At 71.0% G+C, this 25,346-nt stretch carries 24 protein-coding genes; 14 read left to right on the top strand and 10 right to left on the bottom strand.

The window, feature by feature from the left end; genetic code table 11:
* Positions 1 to 55: 55 nt before the first annotated feature.
* Positions 56 to 706, top strand: a complete 651-nt coding sequence (locus AB0I89_RS03315) for an HAD family phosphatase (RefSeq protein WP_357119492.1) — start codon at positions 56 to 58, stop codon at positions 704 to 706.
* A 69-nt stretch (positions 707 to 775) separates the two neighbouring features.
* On the opposite strand, the gene AB0I89_RS03310 is transcribed toward AB0I89_RS03315, so the two are convergent.
* The 4 genes from AB0I89_RS03310 to AB0I89_RS03295 all read right to left on the bottom strand — a co-directional run bounded on the left by AB0I89_RS03310 (position 776) and on the right by AB0I89_RS03295 (position 6,280).
* Positions 776 to 3,331, bottom strand: coding sequence for an FtsX-like permease family protein (locus AB0I89_RS03310; RefSeq protein WP_357119289.1), 2,556 nt, complete (start codon positions 3,329 to 3,331; stop codon positions 776 to 778).
* Entirely contained in the window at positions 3,331 to 4,098 is a 768-nt protein-coding gene (locus AB0I89_RS03305) for an ABC transporter ATP-binding protein (protein ID WP_357119286.1), read from the bottom strand. The genes AB0I89_RS03310 and AB0I89_RS03305 overlap by 1 nt, the downstream gene beginning before the upstream one ends.
* Positions 4,099 to 4,428: 330 nt before the next feature.
* Positions 4,429 to 5,115, bottom strand: coding sequence for a response regulator transcription factor (locus AB0I89_RS03300; protein WP_355053013.1), 687 nt, complete (start codon positions 5,113 to 5,115; stop codon positions 4,429 to 4,431).
* A gap of 250 nt (positions 5,116 to 5,365) precedes the next feature.
* Entirely contained in the window at positions 5,366 to 6,280 is a 915-nt protein-coding gene (locus AB0I89_RS03295) for a RecB family exonuclease (protein ID WP_357119283.1), read from the bottom strand.
* Between the two features lie 77 nt (positions 6,281 to 6,357).
* On the opposite strand from AB0I89_RS03295, the gene AB0I89_RS03290 reads away from it, so the two are divergent.
* The 3 genes from AB0I89_RS03290 to AB0I89_RS03280 are packed head-to-tail and all read left to right on the top strand — an operon-like array spanning position 6,358 to position 9,111.
* Positions 6,358 to 7,512: a site-2 protease family protein gene (locus AB0I89_RS03290; protein WP_357119280.1), complete on the top strand. Its 1,155-nt coding sequence runs from the start codon at positions 6,358 to 6,360 to the stop codon at positions 7,510 to 7,512.
* Between the two features lie 44 nt (positions 7,513 to 7,556).
* Complete coding sequence (locus AB0I89_RS03285; protein WP_357119489.1) at positions 7,557 to 8,510, top strand: tRNA (adenine-N1)-methyltransferase; 954 nt, start codon at positions 7,557 to 7,559, stop codon at positions 8,508 to 8,510.
* A 28-nt stretch (positions 8,511 to 8,538) separates the two neighbouring features.
* Entirely contained in the window at positions 8,539 to 9,111 is a 573-nt protein-coding gene (locus tag AB0I89_RS03280) for a hypothetical protein (RefSeq protein WP_007459901.1), read from the top strand.
* Between the two features lie 47 nt (positions 9,112 to 9,158).
* Here AB0I89_RS03280 and AB0I89_RS03275 read toward each other — a convergent pair whose 3' ends face one another.
* Entirely contained in the window at positions 9,159 to 9,452 is a 294-nt protein-coding gene (locus tag AB0I89_RS03275) for a ferredoxin (protein ID WP_357119276.1), read from the bottom strand.
* Positions 9,453 to 9,631: 179 nt separating this feature from the next.
* On the opposite strand from AB0I89_RS03275, the gene arc reads away from it, so the two are divergent.
* From arc to prcA, 7 genes are all read left to right on the top strand, one after another.
* Positions 9,632 to 11,416, top strand: a complete 1,785-nt coding sequence (arc, locus tag AB0I89_RS03270; RefSeq protein WP_357119273.1) for a proteasome ATPase — start codon at positions 9,632 to 9,634, stop codon at positions 11,414 to 11,416.
* Between the two features lie 130 nt (positions 11,417 to 11,546).
* On the top strand, positions 11,547 to 13,514 hold the full coding sequence (locus tag AB0I89_RS03265) for a hypothetical protein (RefSeq protein ID WP_357119270.1): 1,968 nt from the start codon (positions 11,547 to 11,549) through the stop codon (positions 13,512 to 13,514).
* 125 nt (positions 13,515 to 13,639) lie between these two features.
* Positions 13,640 to 15,157, top strand: coding sequence for a depupylase/deamidase Dop (gene dop / locus AB0I89_RS03260; RefSeq protein ID WP_357119267.1), 1,518 nt, complete (start codon positions 13,640 to 13,642; stop codon positions 15,155 to 15,157).
* A gap of 105 nt (positions 15,158 to 15,262) precedes the next feature.
* Positions 15,263 to 15,478, top strand: a complete 216-nt coding sequence (locus AB0I89_RS03255; protein ID WP_088948111.1) for a ubiquitin-like protein Pup — start codon at positions 15,263 to 15,265, stop codon at positions 15,476 to 15,478.
* 181 nt (positions 15,479 to 15,659) lie between these two features.
* Positions 15,660 to 16,181 (top strand): endonuclease VII domain-containing protein, encoded by a 522-nt coding sequence (locus tag AB0I89_RS03250; RefSeq protein ID WP_357119264.1) that lies wholly within the window; start codon positions 15,660 to 15,662, stop codon positions 16,179 to 16,181.
* Positions 16,100 to 16,939: a proteasome subunit beta gene (gene prcB, locus AB0I89_RS03245; protein ID WP_357119261.1), complete on the top strand. Its 840-nt coding sequence runs from the start codon at positions 16,100 to 16,102 to the stop codon at positions 16,937 to 16,939. The genes AB0I89_RS03250 and prcB overlap by 82 nt, the downstream gene beginning before the upstream one ends.
* 60 nt (positions 16,940 to 16,999) lie before the next feature.
* A complete protein-coding gene (prcA, locus tag AB0I89_RS03240) occupies positions 17,000 to 17,830 on the top strand; it encodes a proteasome subunit alpha (protein ID WP_355053023.1) in 831 nt (276 codons plus the stop codon).
* A 205-nt stretch (positions 17,831 to 18,035) separates the two neighbouring features.
* Here the strand turns inward: prcA and AB0I89_RS03235 are convergent, their stop codons facing one another.
* From AB0I89_RS03235 to rfbB, 5 genes are read right to left on the bottom strand one after another with little or no spacing between them, the layout of a single operon-like run.
* Positions 18,036 to 19,340, bottom strand: coding sequence for a polysaccharide biosynthesis protein (locus tag AB0I89_RS03235; RefSeq protein WP_357119256.1), 1,305 nt, complete (start codon positions 19,338 to 19,340; stop codon positions 18,036 to 18,038).
* Entirely contained in the window at positions 19,337 to 20,038 is a 702-nt protein-coding gene (locus AB0I89_RS03230; protein WP_357119253.1) for a glycosyltransferase family 2 protein, read from the bottom strand. The genes AB0I89_RS03235 and AB0I89_RS03230 overlap by 4 nt, the downstream gene beginning before the upstream one ends.
* On the bottom strand, positions 20,031 to 20,402 hold the full coding sequence (locus tag AB0I89_RS03225) for a DUF2304 domain-containing protein (protein ID WP_007459918.1): 372 nt from the start codon (positions 20,400 to 20,402) through the stop codon (positions 20,031 to 20,033). The genes AB0I89_RS03230 and AB0I89_RS03225 overlap by 8 nt, the downstream gene beginning before the upstream one ends.
* Positions 20,399 to 21,286: a dTDP-4-dehydrorhamnose reductase gene (gene rfbD, locus AB0I89_RS03220; RefSeq protein WP_357119249.1), complete on the bottom strand. Its 888-nt coding sequence runs from the start codon at positions 21,284 to 21,286 to the stop codon at positions 20,399 to 20,401. Before rfbD ends, AB0I89_RS03225 begins: the two co-directional genes overlap by 4 nt.
* Entirely contained in the window at positions 21,283 to 22,284 is a 1,002-nt protein-coding gene (gene rfbB / locus AB0I89_RS03215) for a dTDP-glucose 4,6-dehydratase (protein ID WP_357119247.1), read from the bottom strand. The genes rfbD and rfbB overlap by 4 nt, the downstream gene beginning before the upstream one ends.
* An 87-nt stretch (positions 22,285 to 22,371) precedes the next feature.
* Here rfbB and rfbA point away from each other — a divergent pair, with 87 nt between their 5' ends.
* The 3 genes from rfbA (at position 22,372) to pafA (ending at position 25,297) form a co-directional block, all read left to right on the top strand.
* Entirely contained in the window at positions 22,372 to 23,250 is an 879-nt protein-coding gene (gene rfbA / locus AB0I89_RS03210; RefSeq protein ID WP_357119244.1) for a glucose-1-phosphate thymidylyltransferase RfbA, read from the top strand.
* Positions 23,247 to 23,870, top strand: a complete 624-nt coding sequence (gene rfbC / locus AB0I89_RS03205; protein WP_357119241.1) for a dTDP-4-dehydrorhamnose 3,5-epimerase — start codon at positions 23,247 to 23,249, stop codon at positions 23,868 to 23,870. Before rfbA ends, rfbC begins: the two co-directional genes overlap by 4 nt.
* Positions 23,871 to 23,938: 68 nt before the next feature.
* A complete protein-coding gene (gene pafA / locus AB0I89_RS03200; protein WP_234581936.1) occupies positions 23,939 to 25,297 on the top strand; it encodes a Pup--protein ligase in 1,359 nt (452 codons plus the stop codon).
* The last annotated feature ends 49 nt before the right edge of the window (positions 25,298 to 25,346 follow it).

Genomic DNA, 25,346 nt, shown 5'->3' with positions numbered 1-25,346 from the left:
CCGGTGTCGGTCACGACCCCTGGAGGATCCGCTGAGCAGCCAACACCCCGCCGCCGTGCTCTTCGACATGGACGGCACGCTGGTCGACAGCGAGAAGCTGTGGGACGTCGCGTTGCAGGAGCTGGCCCGCGAGTACGGCGGGGAGCTGTCCGTCGATGCCCGCCGGTCGATCATCGGCACGGCCATGGCCGAGTCGATGCGCATCCTGCACGACGACCTGGGCCAACCCGAGCGCGATCCGGAGATCAGCGCGGCGTGGATCAACGCCCGGATCCTGGAGCTGTTCCGTACCGGTCTGCCCTGGCGGCCGGGCGCGTTCGAGCTGCTGCACGCGGTCCGCGCGGCGGGAGTCCCCACCGCCCTGGTCACCTCCAGCCCCCGGGCGCTGGTCGAGGTCGCCCTGGACACCCTCGGGCGGGACACCTTCGACGTGGTGGTCGCGGGTGACGAGGTGGTGGCGGCCAAGCCGCACCCCGAGCCGTACCTGACCGCCGCCCGGCTGTTGGGCGCGCCGATCGAGCGGTGCGTGGCGATCGAGGACTCACCGACCGGGGTGGCCAGCGCGCTCGCCTCCGGGGCGGCCGTGCTGGCCGTACCCGCCGAGGTGGCGTTGCCCCCCATCCCCGCCGTACACCAGGTGCGAAGCCTGGTCGGCGTGGACCTGGCGGCGCTGGCGGCGCTGCTGACCGACCGCGCCGCGGCCTGAAGGAAAGCCGCGGCCGGAAAGAACGAGGGGGCCCCGCGGTGCGGGACCCCCTCGTTGTCGTACCTGGCGTCAGTCGTGGGCGATCGCGCCCAGGACGTTGATCCGGGCCGCCCGCACGGCGGGGAGCACCGCGGCCACCACCCCGATGATCGCGGCGAGACCGAGGAAGACGACCATCTGCCCCCAGGGGAGGTTCAGGTCGGTGATGCCCTCGTCCTTGAGCGCCTCGACCACCGCGGCGCCGAGGCCGGTGCCGACCGCCACGCCCAGCAGCGCACCGAACACGGAGATCACCACCGCCTCCACGGTGATCATGCCCATCGTCTGGCCGCGCCGCAGGCCGATCGCCCGCAGCAGACCCAGCTCCCGGGTCCGTTCCAGCACCGACAGCGCCAGGGTGTTGATGATGCCGAGCCCGGCGATGATGATGGCCAGCGCCAACAGGATCTTGATCATCGTGAGCAGCCCGTCGAGCGAACTCGTCTGCTGCTTGATGAACGCGTCCCGGTCGGCCACCGACACCTCGGGGCTATCCGCGAGCAGCGTCTCCACCCGCGGTTGCACGTCAGCCACCCGGGCCCCCGGCGCGAGCTGGATGAAGCCCTGGATGGGCTGCGGGATCGCGAAGTCCTTCGCCGCCGTCGCCGGCAACGTCACCGGGTTGGTCAGCTGCGACGACTCGTAGATGCCGCTGATCGTGTACGTGCGGGCCTCGCCCCGGGTCAGCTGCACGCTGACGGTCGAGCCGACCGACCATCCCCGCGACTTGGCGGTGTCGGAGCTGGCGAGCATCTGCGTCGGCGAGAGCCGGTCGATGTCACCCGCGGCGGCCTTCGCGCCGAAGATCTGCCGCAGTGACGCGATGTCGCTGCTCGCCGCCACCCACGTGCTCTCGCCGTCGATGCGCCCCATGTCGCCGTACTCGCCGTCGACCATCCGCACGCCGGGCAGCGCCTTCGCCTGGTCCAGCACGCTCGGGTCGAAGCTCGGCGGACGCGGGCCGCCCTGCTGACCGGCGATCACCAGCTCGGCCTTGATGGTGTCCTGGGCGAGCGCGCTGATGCTGCTCTTGGCCGAGTCCAGGATCACCGTGATGCCGGTGACCAGCGCGATGCCGACCATCAGCGCGGCGGCCGTGATGGCCGTGCGGCGCGGGTTGCGCCCGGAGTTGAGCCGGCCCAGCTTGCCCGGCACCGACCAGGAGAAGATCGCGCCGAGCAGGTTCACCACCGGCCGGCTGATCAGTGGAGTCAGCAGCGCCACACCGATGAAGGCGAACAGCACGCCGCCGAGGATGGTGGCGAGCGTCTGGCCGCCCGCGTTGCCGCTGAGCCCCAGGAACAGCAGCACCGCGCCGATGCCGGTGACCACCGACCCGGCCACGGTGATCTTGGTCAACGACCGGTCCGGCGTGGCCACGTCCTGCATGGCGGCGATCGGCGGGATCCGGGAGGCCCGCAGCGCCGGCAGCAGCGCCGCCACCACGGTGATCACCAGGCCGACGCCGAACGACCCGATCACGGCCGCCGCCGGCACGCCGATCCCGGCCAGGGTCAGCCCACCGGCCAGCTTGCCGAACAGGAACGCCAGCAGCGCGCCCACCCCGATGCCGGCGGCGAGACCGAGCACCGACGCGAGCAGACCGACCGCGATGGCCTCCAGCACCACCGAGCCGATGATCTGGCGGCTGCTCGCCCCGATGGCGCGCATCAGCGCCAACTCCCGGGTGCGCTGCGCCACGATGATCGAGAAGGTGTTGAGGATCAGGAACGTGGCGACCAGCAGCGCCACCGCGGCGAAGCCCAGCAGGATCTTGTTGAAGAACGACAGGCCCTCCTTCAGGCTCGCCGCGGCGTCTTCGGCCAGTTGCTCGCCGGTCTTCACGTCGAAGTCCGCACCCAGGGTGCGGGCCATGTCGTCGCGCAGCGCCTCGTCGGAGACCCCGCCGGCGGTGCGGACGGTGACGCTGCTGAAGGTGTCCGGCTCGCCCAGCATCAGCCGCTGCGCCACCGGGGTGGTGAAGAAGACCTCGTTGACGCCGCCGATCGAGTCCCGGTCACCGCTGTAACCGGCGATGCCGACGAGGGTGAAGTCCCGCTTCTTCGACTCGAACGCGGTCAGCACGCCGACCTTCTCGCCGACGCGCACCTTCGCGGTCGTGGCCAGCGACTTGTTGATCACGATCTCGTCGTCGGCCTGCGGAGCGCGGCCCTCGCGCAGTTGCAGCAGGTCGCTCTCGCCGACCCAGTTCTCACCGAGCTGCGGCGGACCGAACGACGTGACGACCTTGCCGTTGCTGCCGATCACCCGCGCGCCGTCGGCGTTGACGACACCGGTCGCGGAGGCCACCCCCGGCACCTGCTTGACCCGGTCGACCACGGCGGCCGGCAGCGGAGCGGAGGTCTGCTCGCCCTCCAACTCGCTGACCTCGATCTTCGGCTTCGCCGCGACGTTCACGTCGATCTCGGAGAAGCCGTCGGCGAACACCGAGTCGAAGGAGCGACCCAGCGTGTCGGTCAGCACGAACGCGCCCGAGACGAACATGACCCCGAGCACCACCGCCAGCGCGGACAGGATCAGCCGGACCTTGCGGGCCAGCAGACTCTTGAGTGTCGCCCGGAACATCAGTTGCCCACCTCGGCCGGAGTGTCCAGCTTCTTCATGGTGTCCAGCACGGTGTCGGCGGTCGGCTCGATCAGTTCCGACACGATCTGACCGTCGGCCAGGAAGACCACCCGGTCGGCGTACGCGGCGGCGGTCGGGTCGTGGGTGACCATCACGATGGTCTGACCGTGCTCGCGCACCGAGTCGCGCAGGAAGCCGAGCACCTCCGCGCCGGAGCGCGAGTCCAGGTTGCCGGTCGGCTCGTCCGCGAAGATCACCTCGGGGCGGGCGACCAGCGCCCGCGCGCACGCCACCCGCTGCTGCTGACCGCCGGAGAGCTGCGCCGGCCGGTGGTCCAGCCGGTCCTGCAGGCCCACCGTCTTGATCACCGTGTCGTACCAGGCCTGGTCGGGCTTGCGCCCGGCGATCGACATCGGCAGCAGGATGTTCTCCTTGGCGGTGAGCGTCGGCAGCAGGTTGAACTGCTGGAAGATGAAGCCCACCTTCTCCCGGCGCAGCTTCGTCAGCCCCGAGTCGCCCAGCCCGGTGACCGTCGTCTCACCGATCGACACCGTCCCCCGGGTGACCGAGTCCAGACCGGCGAGGCAGTGCATCAGCGTGGACTTGCCGGAACCCGACGGCCCCATGATCGCGGTAAAGCGGCCACGTTCGAACTCCGCGCTTACCCCCCGCAGCGCGATGACCTGGGCCTCGCCGCTGCCGTACACCTTCCACACGTCGTTCGCCCGGGCCGCGGCCTGCGCCTGCCGGCCTACCGTCGCGGTCACGTCATCTACCTCTTCCGTCTGTCCGAATCCCACGCCGCCCCCCGATGGTCCGGCGCGACCGTTCAATCATCGGCGCTGCGAGCGCCCGTCCCGTCCGCCCCTGGGGGGACGCGCAGCGGATTTCCCGCTGCGGGTGCACCCCCATGCCGCATCAGGGTTGCCCCTGACCCGACGGCCGATCGACCGGTTTTGCACACTTCCCCCGCACGTCACAGGAGGGTCAACCGCGCGACGCCGCCTCCGGTCACGGTAGGTGACGACGGCAAGCCGGGCCGTCCCTCCCCGGGGGGATCTTCGGGTACGCCGGGTGAGGTAGTCGCCGCGTGGCGACTACGCCCGTGGGCGGACCAGACCCGACTCGTACGCCAGCACGACGGCCTGCACGCGGTCGCGCAGCCGCAGCTTGGTCAGCAGGTGCCCGACGTGGGTCTTGACGGTCGTCTCGCTGACCGACAACACCGCCGCGATCTCGGCGTTGGACAGTCCTCGGGCCACCTGCACCAGCACCTCACGTTCCCGGTCGGTGAGCGCGTTGAGGGCCGCCGACGGCGTCGCCGCCGGGTCGGGCAACAGGTCGGCGAAGCGGTCGAGCAGTCGCCGCAGGATCCGTGGCGCGACCACCGCGTCCCCGCCGGCCACCGTGCGGATCGCCGCGATCAGCTCCTCGGCGGGTACGTCCTTGGCCAGGAATCCGCTCGCGCCCGCGCGCAGCGCCCCCACCACGTACTCGTCGAGGTCGAACGTCGTCAGCACCAGCACCCGCACCGGCAGGCGGGAGTCGACGATGGCCCGGGTCGCCGCCACCCCGTCCATCCGGGGCATCCGGATGTCCATCAGCACGACGTCGGGCAGGAGCCGTCGGGACAGCTCCACGGCCTCCACGCCGTCACCGGCCTCCGCCACCACGTCCAGGTCGCCCTCGGCGCCCAGCACCATCCGGAAGCCCGTGCGCAGCAGCGGCTGGTCGTCGGCGAGCAGGATCCGTACCGGCCGCGCCGGGGCCACCCGATCGCTCATCTCGTCTCCCGTCCCCGCTCCACCGGCCTGTGCGTCGCGGACCACGGTAGAGGTCGGCCGGGCGCCCTGTCCCGACCCGGACCGCACCGCTCCGGTCGGGCGGTGCCGGGGCTGGGCCCTCCTGACGCCGTCGATCTTGCACTTTCTGGGGGGATAAACGGTGCGAATCCGATGAAGTCGCCATCCGAAAGTGCAAGATCGGCGGGGCGGGGCGGGGCGGGGCGGGGCGGGGTGCGGGTGGGCGGTGGGGTTACTCGTCGGCGCCGGGGGGTGTGGGGGTGGTGCGGGCGTCGCGGAGGGGGTCGGCGGTTGTCGCCGTTACGGGGAACGGGGGTGGGGTGCCGCCGAACGTCGGGCACAGCGCCTGGTGACTGCACCAGTCGCACAGCTTGCTCGGCCGGGGTCGGAAGTCCTGCCGGGCGGTGGCCTGCTCGATCGCCCGCCACAGCGCCACCACGGTGCGCTCGAAGCGGAGCAGCTCGTCGGCGTCGGGCGTGTAGTCCAAAACCTCGGCGTCGCGCAGGTAGAGCAGGCGCAGCACCCGGGGCACCACCCCACGGGTGCGCCACAGCACCAACGCGTAGAACTTCAGTTGGAACAGCGCCCGCGCCTCGAACGCCTCCCGGGGCGCGCCGCCGGTCTTGTAGTCGACCACCCGCAGCGCGCCGTCCGGGGCCACGTCGAGCCGGTCGAGGTAGCCCCGGATCAGCAGCTCCTCGTCGACGACCGCCGAGATCAGGCTCTCGCGCTCGGCCGGTTCCAGGCGGGTCGGATCCTCCACCGCGAAGTAGCCCTCGAGCAGCCCCGCCGCGGAGCGCAGGAACTCCACCGGACCGGCCGGCTCGGCATCGTCGAAGATCGCGGCCAGCTCCGGCTGCTCGGTGACCAGTCGGTCCCACTGGGGGGCCACCAGGTCACCGGCCGCGGCCGGTGTGCGGCTCGACGCGGGCAGGTCGAACAGCCGCTCCAGCACCGCGTGCACCAGCGTGCCCCGGGCCTGCTCTAGGGTCGTCCGCTCGGGCAACCGGTCGATGCTGCGGAACCGGTAGAGCAGCGGGCAGGTCTTGAAATCCGCCGCCCGCGACGGCGACAGCGAGGCCCGCACCGTCGGCGGCGTCTGCGCCGGGGGAGAGGACTGGGGGGTGGTGACCGGTTCCGCCGTCATGTGCGCAAAGGTTAGGGCACCGGTGTGACACCGCCCGCCGCCCGCCCCGCAGGTGACCGGTCCGTAGCATCGGTGCGATGGAGCAGACCTCCCGGCCGCCGCGCCGGTCCGACCGGCGACCCGGTCTGAGCGTGGGCCGGGTGTTCGGGGTGCCCCTGCACCTCAACGCGTCGATGCTCCTGCTCGCCGTGCTGGTCGCCGTGCTCTACGCCGAGTTCGCCCGCCGACAACTGGACCTGCCGCAGATCAGCGGCTACCTCATCGGCTTCGGATTCGTGGTCTCCCTGCTCGGCTCGGTGCTGCTGCACGAGCTGGGCCACGCGCTCACCGCCCGCCGCTACGGCATCGGTGTGCGGGGAATCACCCTCGAACTGCTCGGCGGGTACACCGAGATGGAGCGGGACGCCCCGACGCCCCGGATCGACCTGCTGGTCTCGCTGGCCGGCCCGGCGGTCTCCGCGGTGCTCGGCGCCCTCGCGGTCGCCGCCACCCTCGCCCTGCCGGCGGGCACCGTCGGCCACCAGCTCGCCTTCCAGCTCGCGCTGAGCAACGTCATCGTCGCGGTGTTCAACATCCTGCCCGGGCTGCCGCTGGACGGCGGCCGGGCGCTACGCGCCGCCGTGTGGGGTCTCACCCGCGACCGGCACCGTGGCACCGAGGTCGCCGGCTGGGCCGGCCGGGTCGTCGCCGTCGGCACCGCCGCGCTGGTCGGGATACTGACCGCCACCGACCACCTGGCCCCGGTGGCGCTGCCGCTGATGCTGCTGGTCGCCGTCACCCTCTGGCGCGGCGCCGGGCAGTCGATCCGCGCCGCGCGGGTCAGTCGTCGGTTCCCGCTGATCGACCTGGCCCAACTGGCTCGGCCGATCTGGCCGGTGACCACCGGCACGCCGCTGGCCGAGGCCCAGCGCCGCCGCGCCGAGGGCGGGCAGCCCGCCGCCGCGCTGCTGGTCACCGACTCCACCGGCCGCCCGGTGGCGTTGGTCGACCCGGCCGCCGCCGCGGCCGTACCCGTCGAGCGTCGCGCCTGGCTGGCGGTGGACTCCGTCGCCCGGCCGCTCACCGCGCTCCCCACCCTGACGCTGGGACTCGACGGCGAACGGGTGATGGAGGCCGTGCAGACCCACCCGGGCGCGCAGTACGTGGTGACGTCAGGCGAAGATGTCGTCGGCATTCTGCACATCGGGGACCTGGCACAGCTCCTCGAACCCAACCGGAAGATGACACCGTGACCGCAACTCCCTCCACCGTCGCAGCCGACGACGCCCCCCGGACGCTGACACCCGTGCACCGAGGCCCGTTCCGGCCCGGCGACCGGGTGCAGCTGACCGACCCCAAGGGGCGGATGCACACCGTCACGCTGGAGCACGGCAAGGAGTTCCACACCCACCGCGGCATTCTGGCGCACGACGCGCTGATCGGGCTGCCCGACGGCAGCGTGGTGACCACCTCCGGCGGCGGCACCGCGTTCCTGGCGCTGCGTCCGCTGCTGTCTGACTACGTGCTCTCGATGCCGCGCGGCGCCCAGGTGATCTACCCGAAGGACTCGGCGCAGATCGTCGCGATGGGCGACATCTTCCCCGGCGCCAAGGTCCTCGAGGCCGGCGCCGGCTCCGGCGCGCTGAGTTGCTCCCTGTTGCGCGCCGTCGGCACCGAGGGCGAGCTGCACTCGTTCGAGGTACGCGACGACTTCGCCCAGATCGCCAAGCGCAACGTCGAGGCGTTCTTCAACGGGCCGCACCCGTCGTGGCACCTGCACGTCGGCGACGTCGCGCAGTGCCAGGAGACCGGCTTCGACCGGATCATCCTGGACATGCTCACCCCCTGGGAGACCCTCGACATGGTCGAGCGGGCGTTGGTGCCAGGCGGCGTGTTCATCGGCTACGTGGCCACCACCCCGCAGCTCTCCGAGCTGGTCGAGGCGCTGCGTGAGCGCGGCGGCTGGACCGAGCCGCGCGCCTGGGAGTCGATGGTGCGCGACTGGCACGCCGAGGGCCTCGCCGTCCGCCCCGACCACCGGATGATCGCGCACACGGCGTTCCTGGTCTCGGCGCGCAAGCTCGCCCCGGGCGTCACCGCGCCGCCGCGTCGCCGCAAACCCAGCAAGGGCACCGAGGCGTACGTGCAGCGCCGCGAGGACCTGCGCGCGGCCGAGGCGGCCCGCCAGGCAGCCGCCGCCCAGGCCGCCGACGGGCAGCCCGACGCGACGGGGGAGATGGACAGGCCGTGACCATCGGTGAGCGGGGGGAGGCGGCCCGATGAGCCGACCGGGTTACGGCGGCGGCGACCTGCCCGCCGTGTTTCCGGACTGGTCGCCCTACCAGGACCTGGAGTCGGCGGCGCGCGCCTATCTGCGGGACCCGGACGTCGCGCTGGAAGCGCTCGGCGGGGTGCTGCGCGGCGCCTCGGTGCTCGGCTTCACCCTGGAACGCTTCGTCAACGAGGTCAACGGGGTGTGGCAGGAGGTCGTCGTCTGCGACGGCAGCCGGCTGATCCTCTGGCACGGCGAGGACGTGCCGCCGGGGGAGGGGCCGCCCGGTTCGATGACGTCGTCGCTGCGGGTGGTGCCCGTCTCCACGGTCACCGAGGTGGGCTGCCGGCGGCGACTGAACCGCTCCGACAGCGGCGAGATCCGGGTCGACAGCATCGACGTCTACCTGCTGCTCACCTCGCTGGACGAGGCGCCGCCGAGCGAGGAGATGGCCGGTACGCCCCGGCACGACGCGCTGCGGTTCGGCAAGACCCTCGACGACGGTGGGGCCGGGCAGATCGCCCGACTGGAGGAGTTCGCACGGCTGGTCGCCTCGGTGGTCGGCCGCCCGATGCTCTGAGGCGTACCCCGTTGGGGCCGGCGTCGCGCGGACCGCGCGGCGTCGGTTCAGTCGTCCTCGGCGTCCGGGCCGGCGACCTCGACGCCGTCGCCGCGCACCACGTGGATGCAGTCGCCCGGGCACTCCTTCGCGGAGTCGATCACTTCGAGTCGCAGGTGCTCGGGCACGTCGACCCGGCTGCCCGGGGCCAACCTCAGCTCACCGTCGGCGCCCTTGACGTACGCCAGGCCGTCGATGTCGAACTCGAACACCTCTGGCGCGTACTGCACGCAGAGCCCATCGCCCGTGCAGAGATCCTGGTCCACCCAGACCTGCAACTGGTCGGTCGCGACCTCGGCCACCGGTGCACCCCCCATGTTCTCCCGTACCAGCCTCCGACGGTACCCGAACGCCGTTAACGACCCCGCAGACCACCCCTTGGCGATCAAGGTTCAGTGACGAGGGTGTTGCGTGGGACCGAATCGGGCTCATAGCGGCTAGTGTTAGCTCAGAACGTTCAAGCCCCCCGGGGAGGTGGGACGTGGCAGCACGCAGCGACGACGCGGACTCGCGCGCCGCACGGTGGGAGAAGGAAGCCCACGATCTCTCCACGCAGGTCGCGTTCCTTCAGGAGGAACTCGCCCTGGTGCGGCGCAAGTTGACCGAAAGCCCCCGACACGTCCGGCAGCTCGAAGAGCGGCTGGCGGCCACCCAGGCACAGTTGGCGCGGCTGACCGAGAACAACGACCGGCTGGTGAGCACCCTCAAGGAAGCTCGCACGCAGATCGTCACGCTCAAGGAGGAGATCGACCGGCTCGCACAGCCGCCAAGTGGCTACGGAGTCTTCCTGGCCAAGCACGACGACGGCACCGTGGACGTGTTCACCGGCGGCCGCAAACTGCGGGTCGCCGTCTCGCCCTCGCTGGACGTGGCCGAGCTGCGGCGCGGCCAGGAGGTCCTGCTCAACGACGCGCTCAACATCGTCGACGCGTTCGGGTACGAGCGGGTCGGCGAGGTGGTGATGCTCAAGGAGATCCTGGAGGGGCCGAACGGCGGTCCGGGCGACCGGGCGCTGGTGGTCTCCCACTCCGACGATGAGCGCATCGTGCACCTCGCCGAGACGCTCATCGGCTCGGCGATCCGGGCCGGCGACTCGCTCATGATCGAGCCCCGCTCGGCGTACGCGTACGAGCGGATTCCGAAGAGCGAGGTCGAGGAGCTGGTCCTGGAGGAGGTGCCGGACGTCGACTACTCCGACATCGGTGGCCTCCAGTCCCAGATCGAGCAGATCCGCGACGCGGTGGAGCTGCCGTTCCTGCACGCGGACCTGTTCCGTGAGCACCAGCTCCGCCCGCCCAAGGGCATCCTGCTCTATGGACCGCCCGGCTGCGGCAAGACGCTGATCGCCAAGGCGGTGGCCAACTCCCTGGCCAAGAAGATCGCCGAGCGGCAGGGCAAGGAGAAGCACACCAGCTTCTTCCTGAACATCAAGGGCCCGGAGCTGCTCAACAAGTACGTCGGCGAGACCGAGCGGCACATCCGGCTGATCTTCCAGCGGGCTCGGGAGAAGGCCGGTGAGGGCACGCCGGTGATCGTGTTCTTCGACGAGATGGACTCGATCTTCCGGACCCGTGGCTCCGGCGTCTCGTCCGACGTGGAGAACACCATCGTCCCGCAGCTGCTCAGCGAGATCGACGGCGTGGAGGGGCTGGAGAACGTCATCGTCATCGGCGCCTCCAACCGGGAAGACATGATCGACCCGGCGATCCTGCGCCCGGGCCGGCTCGACGTGAAGATCAAGATCGAGCGGCCGGACGCCGAGGCGGCCAAGGACATCTTCTCCAAGTACATCCTCTCCGGGCTGCCACTGCACCCGGACGACCTCGCCGAACACGGCACCGACGCGCAGGCCACGGTGGCCGCGATGATCGACGCCGTCGTTCTGCGGATGTACTCGGAGACCGAGGAGAACCGCTTCCTCGAGGTCACCTACGCCAACGGTGACAAGGAAGTCCTCTACTTCAAGGACTTCAACTCCGGCGCGATGATCCAGAACATCGTCGACCGGAGCAAGAAGATGGCCATCAAGGAATTCCTCACCTCCGGTCGCAAGGGCCTACGCCTGCAGCACCTCCTCGACGCCTGCGTCGACGAGTTCCGCGAGAACGAGGACCTGCCCAACACCACCAACCCCGACGACTGGGCCCGCATCTCCGGCAAGAAGGGCGAACGGATCGTCTACATCCGTACGCTCGTCTCCGGCGGCAAGGGCACCGAGGCCGGCCGGTCCATCGAGACCGCCAGCAACACCGGCCAGTACCTGTAGGCAGGCGCTGACACCAGCGGGGCCCGAGACGCGACGCGTCCCGGGCCCCGCTCGTCACACCGGCCCACGCCCGCCCACCCGAACCGGTACGCTGTGGCGCTTCCAACCCTGCGAAACGTCGAGGATCCGCGTGCCGTCCGAACTCACCGTCACCGACCCGCCGGCACGCCCTGCGGTCGACCAGCGGACCCCGCCCCCCGCCCGCCCGTACCGCGCGCTGCTCGTCGCGCTGGCGGTCGCCTGGCTGGTACCCGCGGTGGCGTACCCCCTGCACCTGGCCTGGCTGCTGCCCCCGCTGGTGCTGCTGGCCACGGCCAGCCTGCTCCGCGGCGGCCGCACCCTGCTCGACCGGCTCGTGCTCGCCATGCTGCTGCTCGTCGGCGTCACCACCGCCGCCGGGCTGCTCTTCACCCTCTGGCCCTGGGGGCTGCACCCCGTCGCGGTCAGCGGTACCGCGCTCACCGTCCTCGCCCTCATCGCCGCGGCGACCGGCCGACGCCCCACCCTGCCCCGGCCCGGCTGGACCGACCTGCTGCCCGTCGTCGCCACCGTCGCCATCGTGGGCTATTTCGCGTCGCCCTGGCTGCGGGCCGGCCGCCTCGCCGGCCGCCTCAGCCTGCTCGCCCTGGGCGAGGACAACTTCCGCCACGTCGCCCTCGTCGACGCCATCGGACGGCTCGGCGGGTACGTCTTCCTCGACCCCGCCGCCGCCCGCGAGGACATCGTCTCCCTGCTCGTCCGCTACCCGCAGGGCTGGCACCTCAACGCCGCCGTGCTCGACGCGCACCTGCGCTCCGCCACCGGCACCCCGAGCGGCGCGAGCAGCCTCAGCCACTACGGGTGGTGGTGTCTCGCCACCTTCGGCCTGCTCGCGCTCACCCTCTTCTGGGCCGCCCAACGGCTTCCCGGCCCCCTGCACCCGCTGCACCGGGTCGTCCTGACCGTCGTCGTGGGCGCCCTCGTCCTCGGCAGCCAGCTGCCCCGGCTGCTGATCGCCGGCTACCCCAGCGAGGCGCTGGGGCTCGCGCTCGCCGTCGCGGTGACCGCACTCGTCGTACGCCCGCTCGCCGGCAACCGGGAACAACTCGTTCTGCTCGGCGCCCTGCTCATCGGTATCGGCTTCACCTACTACCTGTTCCTCCCCCCGGCCGGGCTGCTGGTGCTCGGTTGGCTGATCGCGCACCGCCGGGAGTTGCTCCGCATCCGCCGGACCGTGCTCGCCGTCGGCCTGGTCACCGCCCTGCTCGCGCCGCTGCCCATGCTGCTGGGAATCTTCGCCGCAGGCCAGACCGAGGCCCTCGACGCCAAGGCCGGCCCGGAAATCGCCGAGGCGTGGCGGGCGCTGCTCGGCCTCACCCCGATCGTCCTGATCGGCCTCGTGATCCAGGCCCGCCGCGCCGACCGGGCCTGGCGCCGACACCTCGCCGCCATCGCGGTAGCCGTCGCCTTCGCCCTCGCCATCGCCCTGGCCAACGTCCTCACCGGCGTCCAGCCCGCCTACTACTTCATGAAGGGCGTGCACCTCGCCACCGTCGGCCTGTTCGTCGGCGTCGCCGCCCTCGTCGTGCTGCTGCCCGTCCCGTCCGGCGGCGCGGTCCGCCGCCGTGCCCGCGGCGCCGCCGTCTCCGCCCTTGCCGCCGCCCTGGCCGTGCTCACCGTGGTGGTCCTCTGCGGGCTCACCGGCTGGCGGCACAGCCTGCTCGTGGTCGACAAGCAGAACTGGGCGCAGAGCTGGATCGACCACGACGTCGACAACCCGGTGCGGTTCGCCCAGGTGTGCGCCGCGGCCTACCGCCGCTACCCCGAGCAGCCGGGCACCGTCACCGTGGTGCTCGACCGGACCGGCTACCGCGGTTACGTCGAGTCGATCTGTCTCTCCGCCCTGCAGGGCACCAGCGGGCGGACCGAAAAGGCGATCTATGTGCCGACGTTGTTCGAGGAGCCCGAGCGCACCCGGATGATGCTGCGTACGACCCGAGGCCCACTCCGTCTGCTGATCAGCGACCCGGTCGCGCAACGACGCGTCGACAAGCTGCTGACCAAGTACCCGGATCTTCGCGGCCGGGTCACCACCGTTCCAATGACCATCAAGTACTGAACGCGGCGGGCGGGACGCGGGGCGACACCCGTGACCCGCCCGCACCGGCGCGCCCCCGACCCCGAACAGTCGGACTACGCTCGACATGACGGGGACCGGGTCGGGCGAGCGAAGCGGGTAGGTCGATGAGCGTAAGACGGATCATGGGCACCGAGGTCGAGTACGGCATCTCCGTGCCCGGCCAGGCCGGAGCCAACCCGATGGTCACCTCGTCCCAGGTGGTCAACGCCTACGGGGCCCGGCCCGAACTCAACCGGGGCGGTCGCGCCCGCTGGGACTACGAAGAGGAGTCGCCGCTGCGCGACGCCCGCGGCTTCACCTACTCCGGCGCCGCCTACGACCCCGCCGAGGCCCTCGCCGACGAGGACCTGGGCCTGGCCAACGTGATACTCACCAATGGCGCACGCCTCTACGTGGACCACGCGCACCCCGAATACTCCACCCCCGAGGTCACCACCCCCCGCGACATCGTGCGCTGGGACAAGGCCGGCGAGCGGGTGATGGCCGAGGCGTCCCGCCGCGCCGCCACCATCCCCGGCAGCCAGCCCATCCACCTCTACAAGAACAACACCGACAACAAGGGCGCGAGCTACGGCGCCCACGAGAACTACCTGATGCGCCGGCAGACCCCGTTCGCCGACATCGTGGCGTACCTGACGCCCTTCTTCGTGACCCGCCAGATCGTCTGCGGCGCCGGCCGCGTCGGCATCGGACAGGACGGCGGGCAGAGCGGCTTCCAGATCTCCCAGCGCGCCGACTTCTTCGAGGTCGAGGTCGGCCTCGAGACCACCCTCAAACGCCCGATCATCAACACCCGCGACGAGCCGCACGCCGACGCCGACAAGTACCGCCGGCTGCACGTCATCATCGGCGACGCCAACCTCTCCGAGATCTCCACCTACCTCAAGGTGGGCACCACCGCGCTGATCCTCACCATGATCGAGGAGAAGGCGCTCGGCGCCGACCTCGGCATCGCCGACCCGGTCAGCGAACTGCGCGCGGTCAGCCACGACCCGTCCCTCACGCACCTCATGCGGTTGCGCGACGGCCGCCGGCTGACTGCCCTGGACGTGCAGTGGGCGTACCTCGAACGGGTCCGGTCCTTTGTCGACGACCGCTACGGCGCCGACGTCGACGAGCAGACCGCCGACGTGCTGGACCGGTGGGAGGGCGTCCTGGACCGGCTCGGTCGCGACCCGATGCTCTGCGTGGACGAGTTGGACTGGGTGGCCAAGCTGCGGCTGCTGGAGGGCTACCGGGAGCGGGAGAAGCTCGGCTGGGGCTCCCACAAGCTCCAGCTCGTCGACCTGCAGTACTCCGACGTACGCCCGGAGAAGGGCCTCTACAACCGGCTCGTCTCCCGTGGGGCGATGAAGACGCTGCTCACCGACGAGGAAATCCGCAGCGCGATGACCGAGCCACCGGAGGACACCCGGGCCTACTTCCGGGGCCGCTGCCTCGCGCAGTACGCCTCCGAGGTGGTCGCCGCGAGCTGGGACTCGGTGATCTTCGACGTGGGCCGGGAGTCGCTGGTCCGGGTACCGATGATGGAGCCGGAGCGGGGCACCCGCGCCCACGTCGGAGCCCTGTTCGACCGCTGCGCCAGCGCCAAGGACCTGCTGGAGACGCTGACCGGCGGCTGAACGCGCCAACCGAATGCCCGCCGTGTGCCGCAAGCCGGCGCGCGGCGGGCTTTTCGTCGTCCTGGCGAGGTAAGTTCATCGCAGACGATCGTGGAGGAGGCAGCAATGGCCACTCATGACAGCGGCGGCCAGTCGCAGTCCGGCAAGTCCCGCCAGGGCGAGGAAATCGAGGACGTCACCACCGAGGCCAACCCCGAGGTGGCCGAGCGGCACGCCGAGATCACCGAGGACGTCGACGACCTGCTCGACGAGATCGACTCCGTCCTGGAGGAAAACGCAGAAGAATTTGTGAGGGGCTATGTACAGAAAGGGGGCGAATAGGGCATAGCCGGGCAAAACGGACATGCCTCTGAATGACCAAGATGGCCACCGCCGCTGCCGCGACTGCGGTGAGTGGCTCCCCCTTGATCAATTCTGCGCGAACAGCAAGCGGCCGGAGGGTCGGGGTAGCTACTGCAAGCCCTGCTTCAACGCTCGATCCAAGGCGAGCTATGCCAAGCGCGTGAAGGAGCAGCAGGGCAGGGATGTGCGGCAGTTGCCCGCGGTGCCGGAAGGGCATCGAAGGTGCCCTGACTGCGATGTCACAAAGCCCCTGGATGACTTTCCGCGTAACCGCTCCGCCCGCAGCGGCTACGGCCGATACTGCAAGCCCTGCCACAACGAGAAGGGCAAGGAGAGCAGGCTCCGACTGCATGGCGGCAGTCGCGAGTACCACCTCCAGCGGCGCTACGGCATCGGGGAGAAGGAGTTTCAGGAGCTCCTGGCCGAGCAGGACGGGGTCTGCGCGATCTGTGGCGGCGCGGACCCGCAACATCTGGACCACGATCATCGCACCGGATGGGTGCGCGGGATACTCTGCTTCAACTGCAACGGTGGTCTTGGCCAGTTCCGTGACAGTCCTACGAGGCTGGCCAGGGCGATCACGTACCTGAGAGGAACCACGTGGCAGCGGGCTTTGATCCATCCGGGCGTCTACCAGATGTGTTCACCAACGCGGGGACGTCCTCCTTCACCACGTTTCTGAGCCGGGTGGCCCCCGAGATGCTGCCCGGTCGTCGGCCGCTCCCACCGGGCATGGCCGCCGACCTGGCGCCGCACGCGACCACCATCGTGGCCATCTCGGCCGCCGGTGGCGTGGTGATGGCCGGCGACCGACGGGCCACCATGGGCAACCTGATCGCCCAGCGCGACATCGAGAAGGTGCACCCCGCCGACGCGTACTCGCTGGTCGGGATCGCGGGCACGGCGGGCATCGGCATCGAGCTGATGCGACTGTTCCAGGTGGAACTGGAGCACTACGAGAAGATCGAGGGCGCGATGCTCTCGCTCGACGGCAAGGCCAACCGGTTGGCGTCGATGATCCGGGGCAACCTGGGCGCGGCCATGCAGGGCCTCGCCGTGGTCCCGCTGTTCGCGGGCTTCGACCTGGCCGCCAGTGACCCGGCGCGCGCCGGGCGGATCTTCAGCTTCGACGTGACCGGTGGCCCGTACGAGGAGACCGGGTACGACGCCATCGGCTCCGGCTCGCTCTTCGCCAAGTCGGCGCTCAAGAAGCGTTTCCGGACCGGCGTGTCTCTCGAGGACGCGACCCGGCTCGCGGTCGAGGCGCTCTACGACGCGGCCGACGACGACACCGCGACCGGCGGTCCGGACCTGACCCGCCGGATCTATCCGGTGGTGATGACCGCTACCGCCGAGGGCACCCGCCGGTTGACCGACACCGAGACGGCGGCGATCGCCGAGGGTGTGGTCGCCGGTCGGATGGAGAATCCGGGCGGCTGAGCGCCGTCCACCCCCACCAGTCAGCAGTCGTCAGCAAGCGCCGTAAGGAGAACCGCCGCCGTGGCCATGCAGTTCTACGCCTCGCCCGAACAGATCATGCGCGACCGCTCCGAGCTGGCCCGCAAGGGCATCGCCCGGGGTCGCAGCGCGGTGGTCCTGAGCTACTCCGGCGGGGTGCTCTTCGTCGCGGAGAACCTCTCCAGCGCCCTGCACAAGGTCAGTGAGATCTATGACCGGATCGGCTTCGCCGCGGTCGGCCGGTACAACGAGTTCGAGAACCTGCGCCGCGCGGGTGTGCGGATGGCCGACCTGAACGGCCTCAGCTACGACCGGCGTGACGTGACCGGACGCGCCCTCGCCAACGCGTTCGCGCAGACGCTCGGCGCGATCTTCACCGAGCAGTCGAAGCCCTTCGAGGTGGAGATCTGTGTGGCGGAGGTCGGGGCGACCCCGGACGACGACGAGCTGTACCGGCTCACGTACGACGGGTCGGTCAACGACGAGCCGGGCCGGATGGCGATGGGCGGCCAGGCCGAGGCGATCACCGGTGTGTTGAAGTCGCAGCACCGGGCGGACATGTCCCTCGGTGAGGCCGTCCGGGTTGCGGTGCAGGCGTTGAGCACCGTCGGCGGTGAGGGTGGCGCGGCCCGTACGATCGCCGCGAACCAGCTTGAGGTGGCGGTGCTGGACCGTCAGCGGGTGGGGCGTACGTTCCGGCGGATCACGGGGGCGGCGCTGACGGCGCTGCTCGACGGTGATGTCGCGGCGGCGGAGGAGCCGGCCGAGGCGGGTGGGCCGGACACGCCGGCGCAGCCGACCACGGAGGCGCACAAGCCGACGACGTCGGCGGGCTCGGCCGACCTGGAGGACAAGCCGGCGGACGGCAAGTAGTTCCGTACGCGCACACGGCGGGCGGCCCGGTTTCCGGGCCGCCCGCCGTACGCGTTCCCCGCCCCGCTCCAGCCCGCCGATCTTGCACTTTCGGTTGACGAAAAGTCAGTTTGATGACGATTGGTCGCGACAGAAACTGCAAGATCGCCGGGCCGGAGTGGGCCGGGCTGGGCTGGGCCGGGCTGGGCTGGGGTGGGGTGGTGGGTCAGGGGGCGGTGGTTACTCCGGGTGCGACGGCTTCGTGGGTGGGGGTGGGGGCCGGCGCGGGGGATCGGGTGCCGCGCAGCAGGGCGGCCATGGTGGCGGCGACCACGACGGAGCCGATGGCGTAGCCGAGTTCGACCCGCAGCGCGGTGGCCACCGGCGCGAGGGTGGCGGCGACGAGCGCGGCCACGCCCACGGCCCAGGCGACGGCCTGGGCCCGGTGCCGGTCGAGGGCGAGCAGCGCCTGACCGAGGACCATCGCCCAGAGGTAGGCGAGGGTGGCCACGGCGAGCCAGGCGAAGTCACCGTGGCCGAGGACGTCGGGCGCGTCGAAGAGGGTCCGCACCAGCCACGGGCCGAGCAGGACGGCGAGCACAGCCCCGGTGAGGCCGAGCGCGGTGACGATGCCCAGGGCCCGCCGCAGGAGGCTGTTGAAGGCCGTACGGTCGCCGGTCGCGGCGGAGGTGGCGAGGCCGGGTAGCAGGGACGCCTGGAGCGAGGCGAAGACGAACAGTGGGATCCGGACGAGCACCAGCGCGGAGAGCAGCGCGCCGGCGGTGGCCACGTCGGAGGGGTCCAGCACCTTCACGTTGATCACGCCGATGTTGACGACGACCTGGGAGAGCAGGCTGGACGTGATGAGCAGGCCGAGGCCGCGCAGGAACGCGGCCCAGGCGACGGGGACGCCGCCGCCGACGGCCCGGAGCACGGGTGGGGCGGTGATCGCCACGCCGATCAGCGGGGCGGCGATCAGCACCGCGCCGAACCAGACGGGGGAGGTGACGCCGGTCAGGCCGAGCAGGGCGACGAGGGCGATGCGCAGGCCGCCGTCAACGCCGAGTTGGGTGCCGTACCAGGGGAACAGTTGCAGGCCGGAGAGCACGCCGCGAGTGGTGTGCGCGACGGCGAGCGCGGCGAGGGACCCGATCAGGACGGCGACCATGGTGCCGTCGCCGGCGAAGAACCGGTCGGTGAGCGGCCCGCGGGCGGCGATGATCAGCGCGACCACGGCGGCGAGCAGACCGGCGGCCAGGGCCGCCCCTCGGGCCAGTACCGGTCCGGGGGGTAGGCCCTGGCTGCGCCGGCCGGCGACGAGCCGGGCGACCTCCTGTTCGACGGGCATGAACAGGCCGATGCCGAAGGTGAAGACGATCGTCCAGAGCGCCGCGAGCGACGAGTAGTCGGCCGCGGTGAGGCTGTGCCCGGCGACGGCCAGGTGGACGTAGGAGGCGAGCCCCAGCAGGGCCAGGCCGGCGCCGACGGCGACGGTGCCCGGTGGGACCAGACTCAGCAGTCGCCGGATCACCGGCGAATGAGCGCCAACGTGAGGACGGCGAAGGCCCGACCGAGGTAGATCATGGCCTTGGCCGGGGAGTGGCTGGGGGTGCCGGCCATCCGCTTGCGCATCGCCACCGGCACCTGGCGGATGGTGTAGCCCCGCCGGGCGGTGTGCACGAGCGTCTCGACCGTGTCACCCAGGTATTCCACGGGATACCAGGTGGCGAACATGTCGATCACCCGGCGGTTGGCGGCCCGGAACCCGGAGGTGGTGTCGGTGAGCTTGGTGCGGGCGACGCGGGACAGCACGCCGGAGAGCATGACCATGGCCCAGCGGCGGGGGCCGCGGACGTTGTAGTCGCCCTCGCCGGCGAACCGGGCGCCGATCACCAGGTCGGTCTCGTCGAGCAGGTCGACGAGCTTGGGCACGTACCGCGGGTCGTGCTGGCCGTCCGCGTCGATCTGGATGGCCACGTCGTAGTCGTGATCGCGGGCGTACCGGTACCCCACCCGCATGGCGCCGCCGACACCGAGGTTGTACGGGAGTTTCGCGACCCGGGCGCCGGCGGCGGAGGCGACGGCGGCGGTGCGGTCGGTGGAGCCGTCGTCGACCACGAGCACGTCGACGCCGGGCAGTTCGCCGCGGACCTCGCCGACGACGTCGGCGATGGAGCCGGACTCGTTGAGCGCGGGGATGATGATCAGGACCCGCTTGCCGTTAACCATCGTGCGACACCAGTTCGTCTCGGGCCGCCCGGTCCGCGTCGATCTCGGCGCGGAGTAGGGCGAAGTCTTCTGCCAGGGTCCGGGTCTCTTCCTCCAGGGCGCTGACCTCCCAGCTGAGGTGCACGCAGACCAGCAGCAGGAAGACGATGCCGAGGAAGAGCACGAGGCTCACGCCGGACTGGACGCCGAGCAACTCGGCGACGTTGTCCAGCAGGCGGGGGAAGAGCGACAGGGGAATGACGATCACCAGGACGCAGAGCCAGAGCATGCCGTACTTCTCGCGGAGCTGCCGGCGACGCAGCAGCTCGACGATCGTGGCCAGCAGTATCAGGCCGGTCAGGCCGGTGACGAGGGTGAGCTTCATGCGACCTTCCACGGGGCGGGTGGAGCGGGGGAGTGGAACGCGTCAACCAGGGTGGAATGCCAATCCGGAAGCGGCGGCAGACCCGCGGCCGCCCAGCGGCTGTGCCCTAGCACACTGTACGCCGGACGGGGGGCGGGACGAGGATACCTGTCGCTCGTGGTGGGTCGGATCCGGTCCGGGTCCAGACCGGCCAGGGTGAACGCGGCACGGGCCAGCCCGTACCAGGTGGTCTGGCCGGCGCAGGTGCCGTGGTAGACGCCGGGAGCGGCGCGACCGTCCAGGGCGGCGTCGGCGAGCGCGACCAGTCGCTCGGCGAGACGGTACGACCAGGTGGGCTGCCCGTGCTGGTCGTCGACCACGTCGAGGTGCTCGCGTTGGCCGGCCAGCCGCAGCATGGTCGCCACGAAATTCGGCCCGTGCGCGCCGTACAGCCACGCGGTGCGGACGACGTACCCGGTGTCCGGCAGCAGGCGGGCGACGGCCTGCTCGCCGACCAGCTTGCCGCGCCCGTACGCGTTGACGGGCGCGGTCGGCGCGTCCTCCGGGTAGGGGGAGTCGGCGTCGCCGGCGAGGACGTAGTCGGTGGAGACCTGAACTAACCGGGTGCCGCTGGTGGCGCACGCCGCCGCGAGGTTCGCCACGCCGTGGCCGTTGACGGCGGTGGCCGCCGTCTCGTCGGCTTCCGCGCCGTCGACGTTGGTCCACGCGGCGGCGTTGATCACGACGTCGTGTCCGGCGACGGCGGTGCGGACCGCAGCGGGGTCGGTGATGTCCAGGTCGGTACGGGCGGCGGCGGTGACCTTAAGGTCGGGCCGGGTCTCCAGGACGGTGACCAGGTCCCGGCCGAGCATCCCTCCGGCGCCGGTGACGAGTAGTCGGGTCATGCGGTGGGGGCCGACTTCAGCGGCTCCCACCAGGCCCGGTTCTCCTGGTACCAGCGCACGGTTTCGGCGAGGCCGTCGTCGAGGGTGACGCTGGGCTGGTAGCCCAGCTCTTCGCTGATCTTGCTGATGTCGAGGGAGTACCGGCGGTCGTGGCCCTTGCGGTCGGCGACGGGCACGACGCGGTCCCAGTCAGCGCCGCAGGCGTCCAGCAGCCGGCCGGTCAGCTCCTTGTTGGTCAGCTCGGTGCCGCCGCCGATGTTGTAGACCTCGCCGGCGCGACCCTTCTGCTGGACCAGCGCGATGCCCCGGCAGTGGTCGTGCACGTGCAGCCAGTCGCGGATGTTGCCGCCGTCGCCGTACAGCGGAACCGTCCCGCCGTCGAGCAGGTTGGTCACGAACAGCGGGATGACCTTCTCCGGGAACTGGTACGGACCGTAGTTGTTGGAGCAGCGGGTGACGACCACGTCCATGCCGTGGGTGCGGTGGTAGGCCAGGGCGAGCAGGTCGGAGCCGGCCTTGGACGCCGAGTACGGGGAGTTCGGGGCGAGGGGCCAGGTCTCGGTCCAGGAACCCTCGTCGATGGAGCCGTACACCTCGTCGGTGGAGACGTGCACGAACCGGCCGGTGCCGTGGCGTAGCGCCGCGTCGAGCAGCGTCTGGGTGCCCAGCACGTTGGTGGTGACGAACGGCGCGGCGCCGGCGATCGAGCGGTCGACGTGCGACTCGGCGGCGAAGTGCACGATCACGTCGTGGTCGGCGACGACCTCGTCGACCACGACCGGGTCGCAGATGTCACCCTGCACGAACCGCAGGCGAGGGTCGTCGCGGACCGGGTCGAGGTTGGCCCGGTTGCCCGAGTAGGTCAACTTGTCGAGCACGGTCACGACCGCCGGTTCGAGCGGGGGTACGCCCTCAGCGTTGCCCAGGGGCTTGCCCAGCAACAGTCGAACGTACTCCGACCCGATGAATCCGGCTCCGCCGGTGACGAGGATCCTCACGGGTTCGGAAGTGTACGCGACGTTCGTCGGCGGACGTGGGACGCGACCCCCACGCACGTTCCGTAGCCGTGCCGGTAGGCTTCGCCGGTGCGTGGAATCCTCCTTGCCGGCGGTACCGGATCCCGACTGTGGCCGATCACCCGCGCGGTGTCCAAGCAACTGATGCCGGTCTTCGACAAACCGATGATCTACTATCCGCTCTCTACTCTGGTGATGTCCGGGGTCCGGGAGATCCTGGTGATCACGACACCGGAGGACCAGGACCAGTTCCGCCGGCTGCTCGGCGACGGCAGCCAGTTCGGGCTGCGGCTGGAGTACGCCGCCCAGGCGCGCCCGGAGGGCATCGCGCAGGCGTTCATCCTCGGCGCGGACTTCATCGGCGACGAGTCGGTGGCGCTGATCCTCGGCGACAACATCTTCCACGGCGTGGGGCTGGGACGGCAGCTCGCCGACCACGGTGACCCTGTCGGCGGCCGGGTCTTCGCCTACCAGGTCGCCAACCCCCAGGAGTACGGCGTGGTCGACTTCGACGCCGACGGCCGGGTGCTCTCGATCGAGGAGAAGCCGGCGCGGCCGAAGTCCCGCTACGCGGTACCCGGCCTGTACTTCTACGACAATCGGGTGGTCGACATCGCCCGCAAGCTCACCCCGAGCGCTCGCGGCGAGCTGGAGATCACCGCCGTCAACGAGGTGTACCGGGAGACCGGCGAGCTGTCGGTGACGGTGCTCGATCGCGGCACCGCGTGGCTGGACACCGGCACGTTCACCTCAATGATGCAGGCCGCCGAGTTCGTCCGGGTGGTCGAGGAGCGGCAGGGCCTCAAGATCGGTTGTGTCGAGGAGGTGGCCTGGCGGGCCGGCCTGATCGACGACGACCAGCTGCGTGCGCTGGCCGCGCCGCTGACCAAGAGCGGGTACGGCGACTACCTGCTCGGCCTGCTGGACGGCAACGGGGTGTCCTGGTGAAGATCCGCGAGCTGAGCATCGAGGGCGCCTGGGAGATCAGCCCCCAGCAGCACGGCGACCCGCGCGGCATGTTCATGGAGTGGTACCGCTTCGACAAGCTCGCCGAGGCGGTGGGGCACCCGCTGCGCCTCGCCCAGGCCAACCTGTCGGTCTCCGCGCGCGGCGTGGTGCGCGGCATCCACTTCGCCGACGTACCTCCTGGGCAGGCGAAGTACGTGACCTGCGTGCGCGGAGCGGTCCTCGACGTGATCGTCGACCTGCGGGTCGGCTCACCGACCTTCGGCCGTTGGGAGGGCGTCCGGTTGGACGACACCGACCGGCGGGCCGTCTACCTCAGCGAGGGCCTGGGGCACGGGTTCTGCGCGCTGACCGACGACGCGACACTGAGCTACCTCTGCTCGGCCACGTACAACCCGACCGGCGAGCACGCGGTGCACCCGCTCGACGAGGAACTGGGCATCGAGTGGCCCGCCGACACGGCGCTGCTGTCCGCGCGCGACGACGCCGCGCCGACCCTCGCGCAGGCCCGCGAGAGCGGCCTGCTTCCGGAGTACGACGCCTGCCGGCGGTTCGTGGCCAGCCTCGGACCCGACGGAATGTCGCACTCAGCCGGTATGTGACCATCCCTCGGGCACGACCTGTGGTGTGACAGTGACGAACCGGGCCTCTGGGCGGCTAATGTCTCATCATGGAGCGGCGAATCTTCGGCCTCGAGACCGAGTACGGCGTCACCTGCACCTATCGCGGGCAGCGGAGGCTGTCCCCGGACGAGGTCGCGCGGTATCTGTTCCGGCGCGTCGTGTCCTGGGGTCGGTCGAGCAACGTGTTCCTGCGCAATGGGGCCCGTCTCTACCTGGACGTCGGGTCGCACCCGGAGTACGCGACACCGGAGTGCGACTCGGTGACCGACCTGGTGGCCCACGACCGGGCCGGCGAGCGGATCCTGGAAGGGCTGCTCGTCGACGCGGAGAAGCGGCTGCACGACGAGGGCATCGCAGGTGAGATCTACCTGTTCAAGAACAACACCGACTCGGCCGGCAACTCGTACGGCTGCCACGAGAACTACCTGGTCTCCCGGCACGGGGAGTTCGGCCGGCTCGCCGACGTGCTCATCCCGTTCCTGGTGACCCGGCAGTTGATCTGTGGGGCCGGCAAGGTGCTGCAGACCCCGCGCGGCGCGGTCTACTGCCTCTCGCAGCGGGCCGAGCACATCTGGGAGGGCGTCTCGTCGGCGACCACCCGCAGTCGCCCGATCATCAACACGCGCGACGAGCCGCACGCCGACGCCGAGCGCTACCGGCGCCTGCACGTCATCGTCGGTGACTCGAACATGAACGAGGTCACCACGCTGCTCAAGGTCGGCACGGCCGACATCGTGCTGCGGATGATCGAGGCCGGCGTGGTCATGCGGGACCTGTCGCTGGAGAACCCGATCCGGGCGATCCGCGAGGTGTCGCACGACATCACCGGCCGCCGCAAGGTGCGCCTGGCCTCCGGCAAGGAGGTGAGCGCGCTGGACATCCAGCAGGAGTACCTGGCCAAGGCCACCGAGTTCGTCGAGCGGCGCGGCGGCGACCAGGCCGCCAAGCGGGTGGTCGAGTTGTGGGGCCGGGTGCTCAACGCGGTGGAGAGCGGTGACCTGGAGCCGGTCTCGCGGGAGATCGACTGGGTCAGCAAGCTGCGGCTGATCGAGCGGTACCAGCGCAAGCACGACCTGCCGTTGTCGCACCCCCGGGTGGCGCAGATGGACCTGGCGTACCACGACGTGCGCCGTGGCCGGGGCCTCTACGGGCTGTTGGAGCGCCGCGGCGAGGTGGACCGGGTGGCCACCGACCCGGAGATCTTCGAGGCGAAGGAGACTCCGCCGCAGACCACCCGGGCGCGGCTGCGCGGCGAGTTCATCCGGCACGCCCAGGAGAAGCGGCGCGACTTCACCGTCGACTGGGTGCACCTGAAGCTCAACGACCAGGCGCAACGCACCGTGCTCTGCAAGGACCCGTTCCGGGCGTACGACGAGCGGGTGGAGCGGCTGATCGCCAGCATGTGACGGGTCCGCCGGCCCCGACGGTGGTGTACGCCGACGGGGCCGGCACGAC

The sequence above is a fragment of the Micromonospora sp. NPDC049801 genome, assembly GCF_040656575.1.
Classification (GTDB): Bacteria; Actinomycetota; Actinomycetes; order Mycobacteriales; family Micromonosporaceae; genus Micromonospora.
This window is presented reverse-complemented; position numbering and strand designations above follow the sequence as displayed.

Excerpts from the sequence above, each read along its gene's own strand:
- AB0I89_RS03310 (WP_357119289.1), bottom strand. The coding sequence starts at position 3,331 with ATGTTCCGGGCGACACTCAAGAGTCTGCTGGCCCGCAAGGTCCGGCTG.
- AB0I89_RS03300 (WP_355053013.1), bottom strand. The coding sequence starts at position 5,115 with ATGAGCGATCGGGTGGCCCCGGCGCGGCCGGTACGGATCCTGCTCGCC.
- AB0I89_RS03295 (WP_357119283.1), bottom strand. The coding sequence starts at position 6,280 with ATGACGGCGGAACCGGTCACCACCCCCCAGTCCTCTCCCCCGGCGCAG.
- AB0I89_RS03290 (WP_357119280.1), top strand. The coding sequence starts at position 6,358 with ATGGAGCAGACCTCCCGGCCGCCGCGCCGGTCCGACCGGCGACCCGGT.
- AB0I89_RS03280 (WP_007459901.1), top strand. The coding sequence starts at position 8,539 with ATGAGCCGACCGGGTTACGGCGGCGGCGACCTGCCCGCCGTGTTTCCG.
- dop (WP_357119267.1), top strand. The coding sequence starts at position 13,640 with ATGAGCGTAAGACGGATCATGGGCACCGAGGTCGAGTACGGCATCTCC.
- AB0I89_RS03255 (WP_088948111.1), top strand. The coding sequence starts at position 15,263 with ATGGCCACTCATGACAGCGGCGGCCAGTCGCAGTCCGGCAAGTCCCGC.
- AB0I89_RS03230 (WP_357119253.1), bottom strand. The coding sequence starts at position 20,038 with ATGGTTAACGGCAAGCGGGTCCTGATCATCATCCCCGCGCTCAACGAG.
- AB0I89_RS03225 (WP_007459918.1), bottom strand. The coding sequence starts at position 20,402 with ATGAAGCTCACCCTCGTCACCGGCCTGACCGGCCTGATACTGCTGGCC.
- rfbD (WP_357119249.1), bottom strand. The coding sequence starts at position 21,286 with ATGACCCGACTACTCGTCACCGGCGCCGGAGGGATGCTCGGCCGGGAC.
- pafA (WP_234581936.1), top strand. The coding sequence starts at position 23,939 with ATGGAGCGGCGAATCTTCGGCCTCGAGACCGAGTACGGCGTCACCTGC.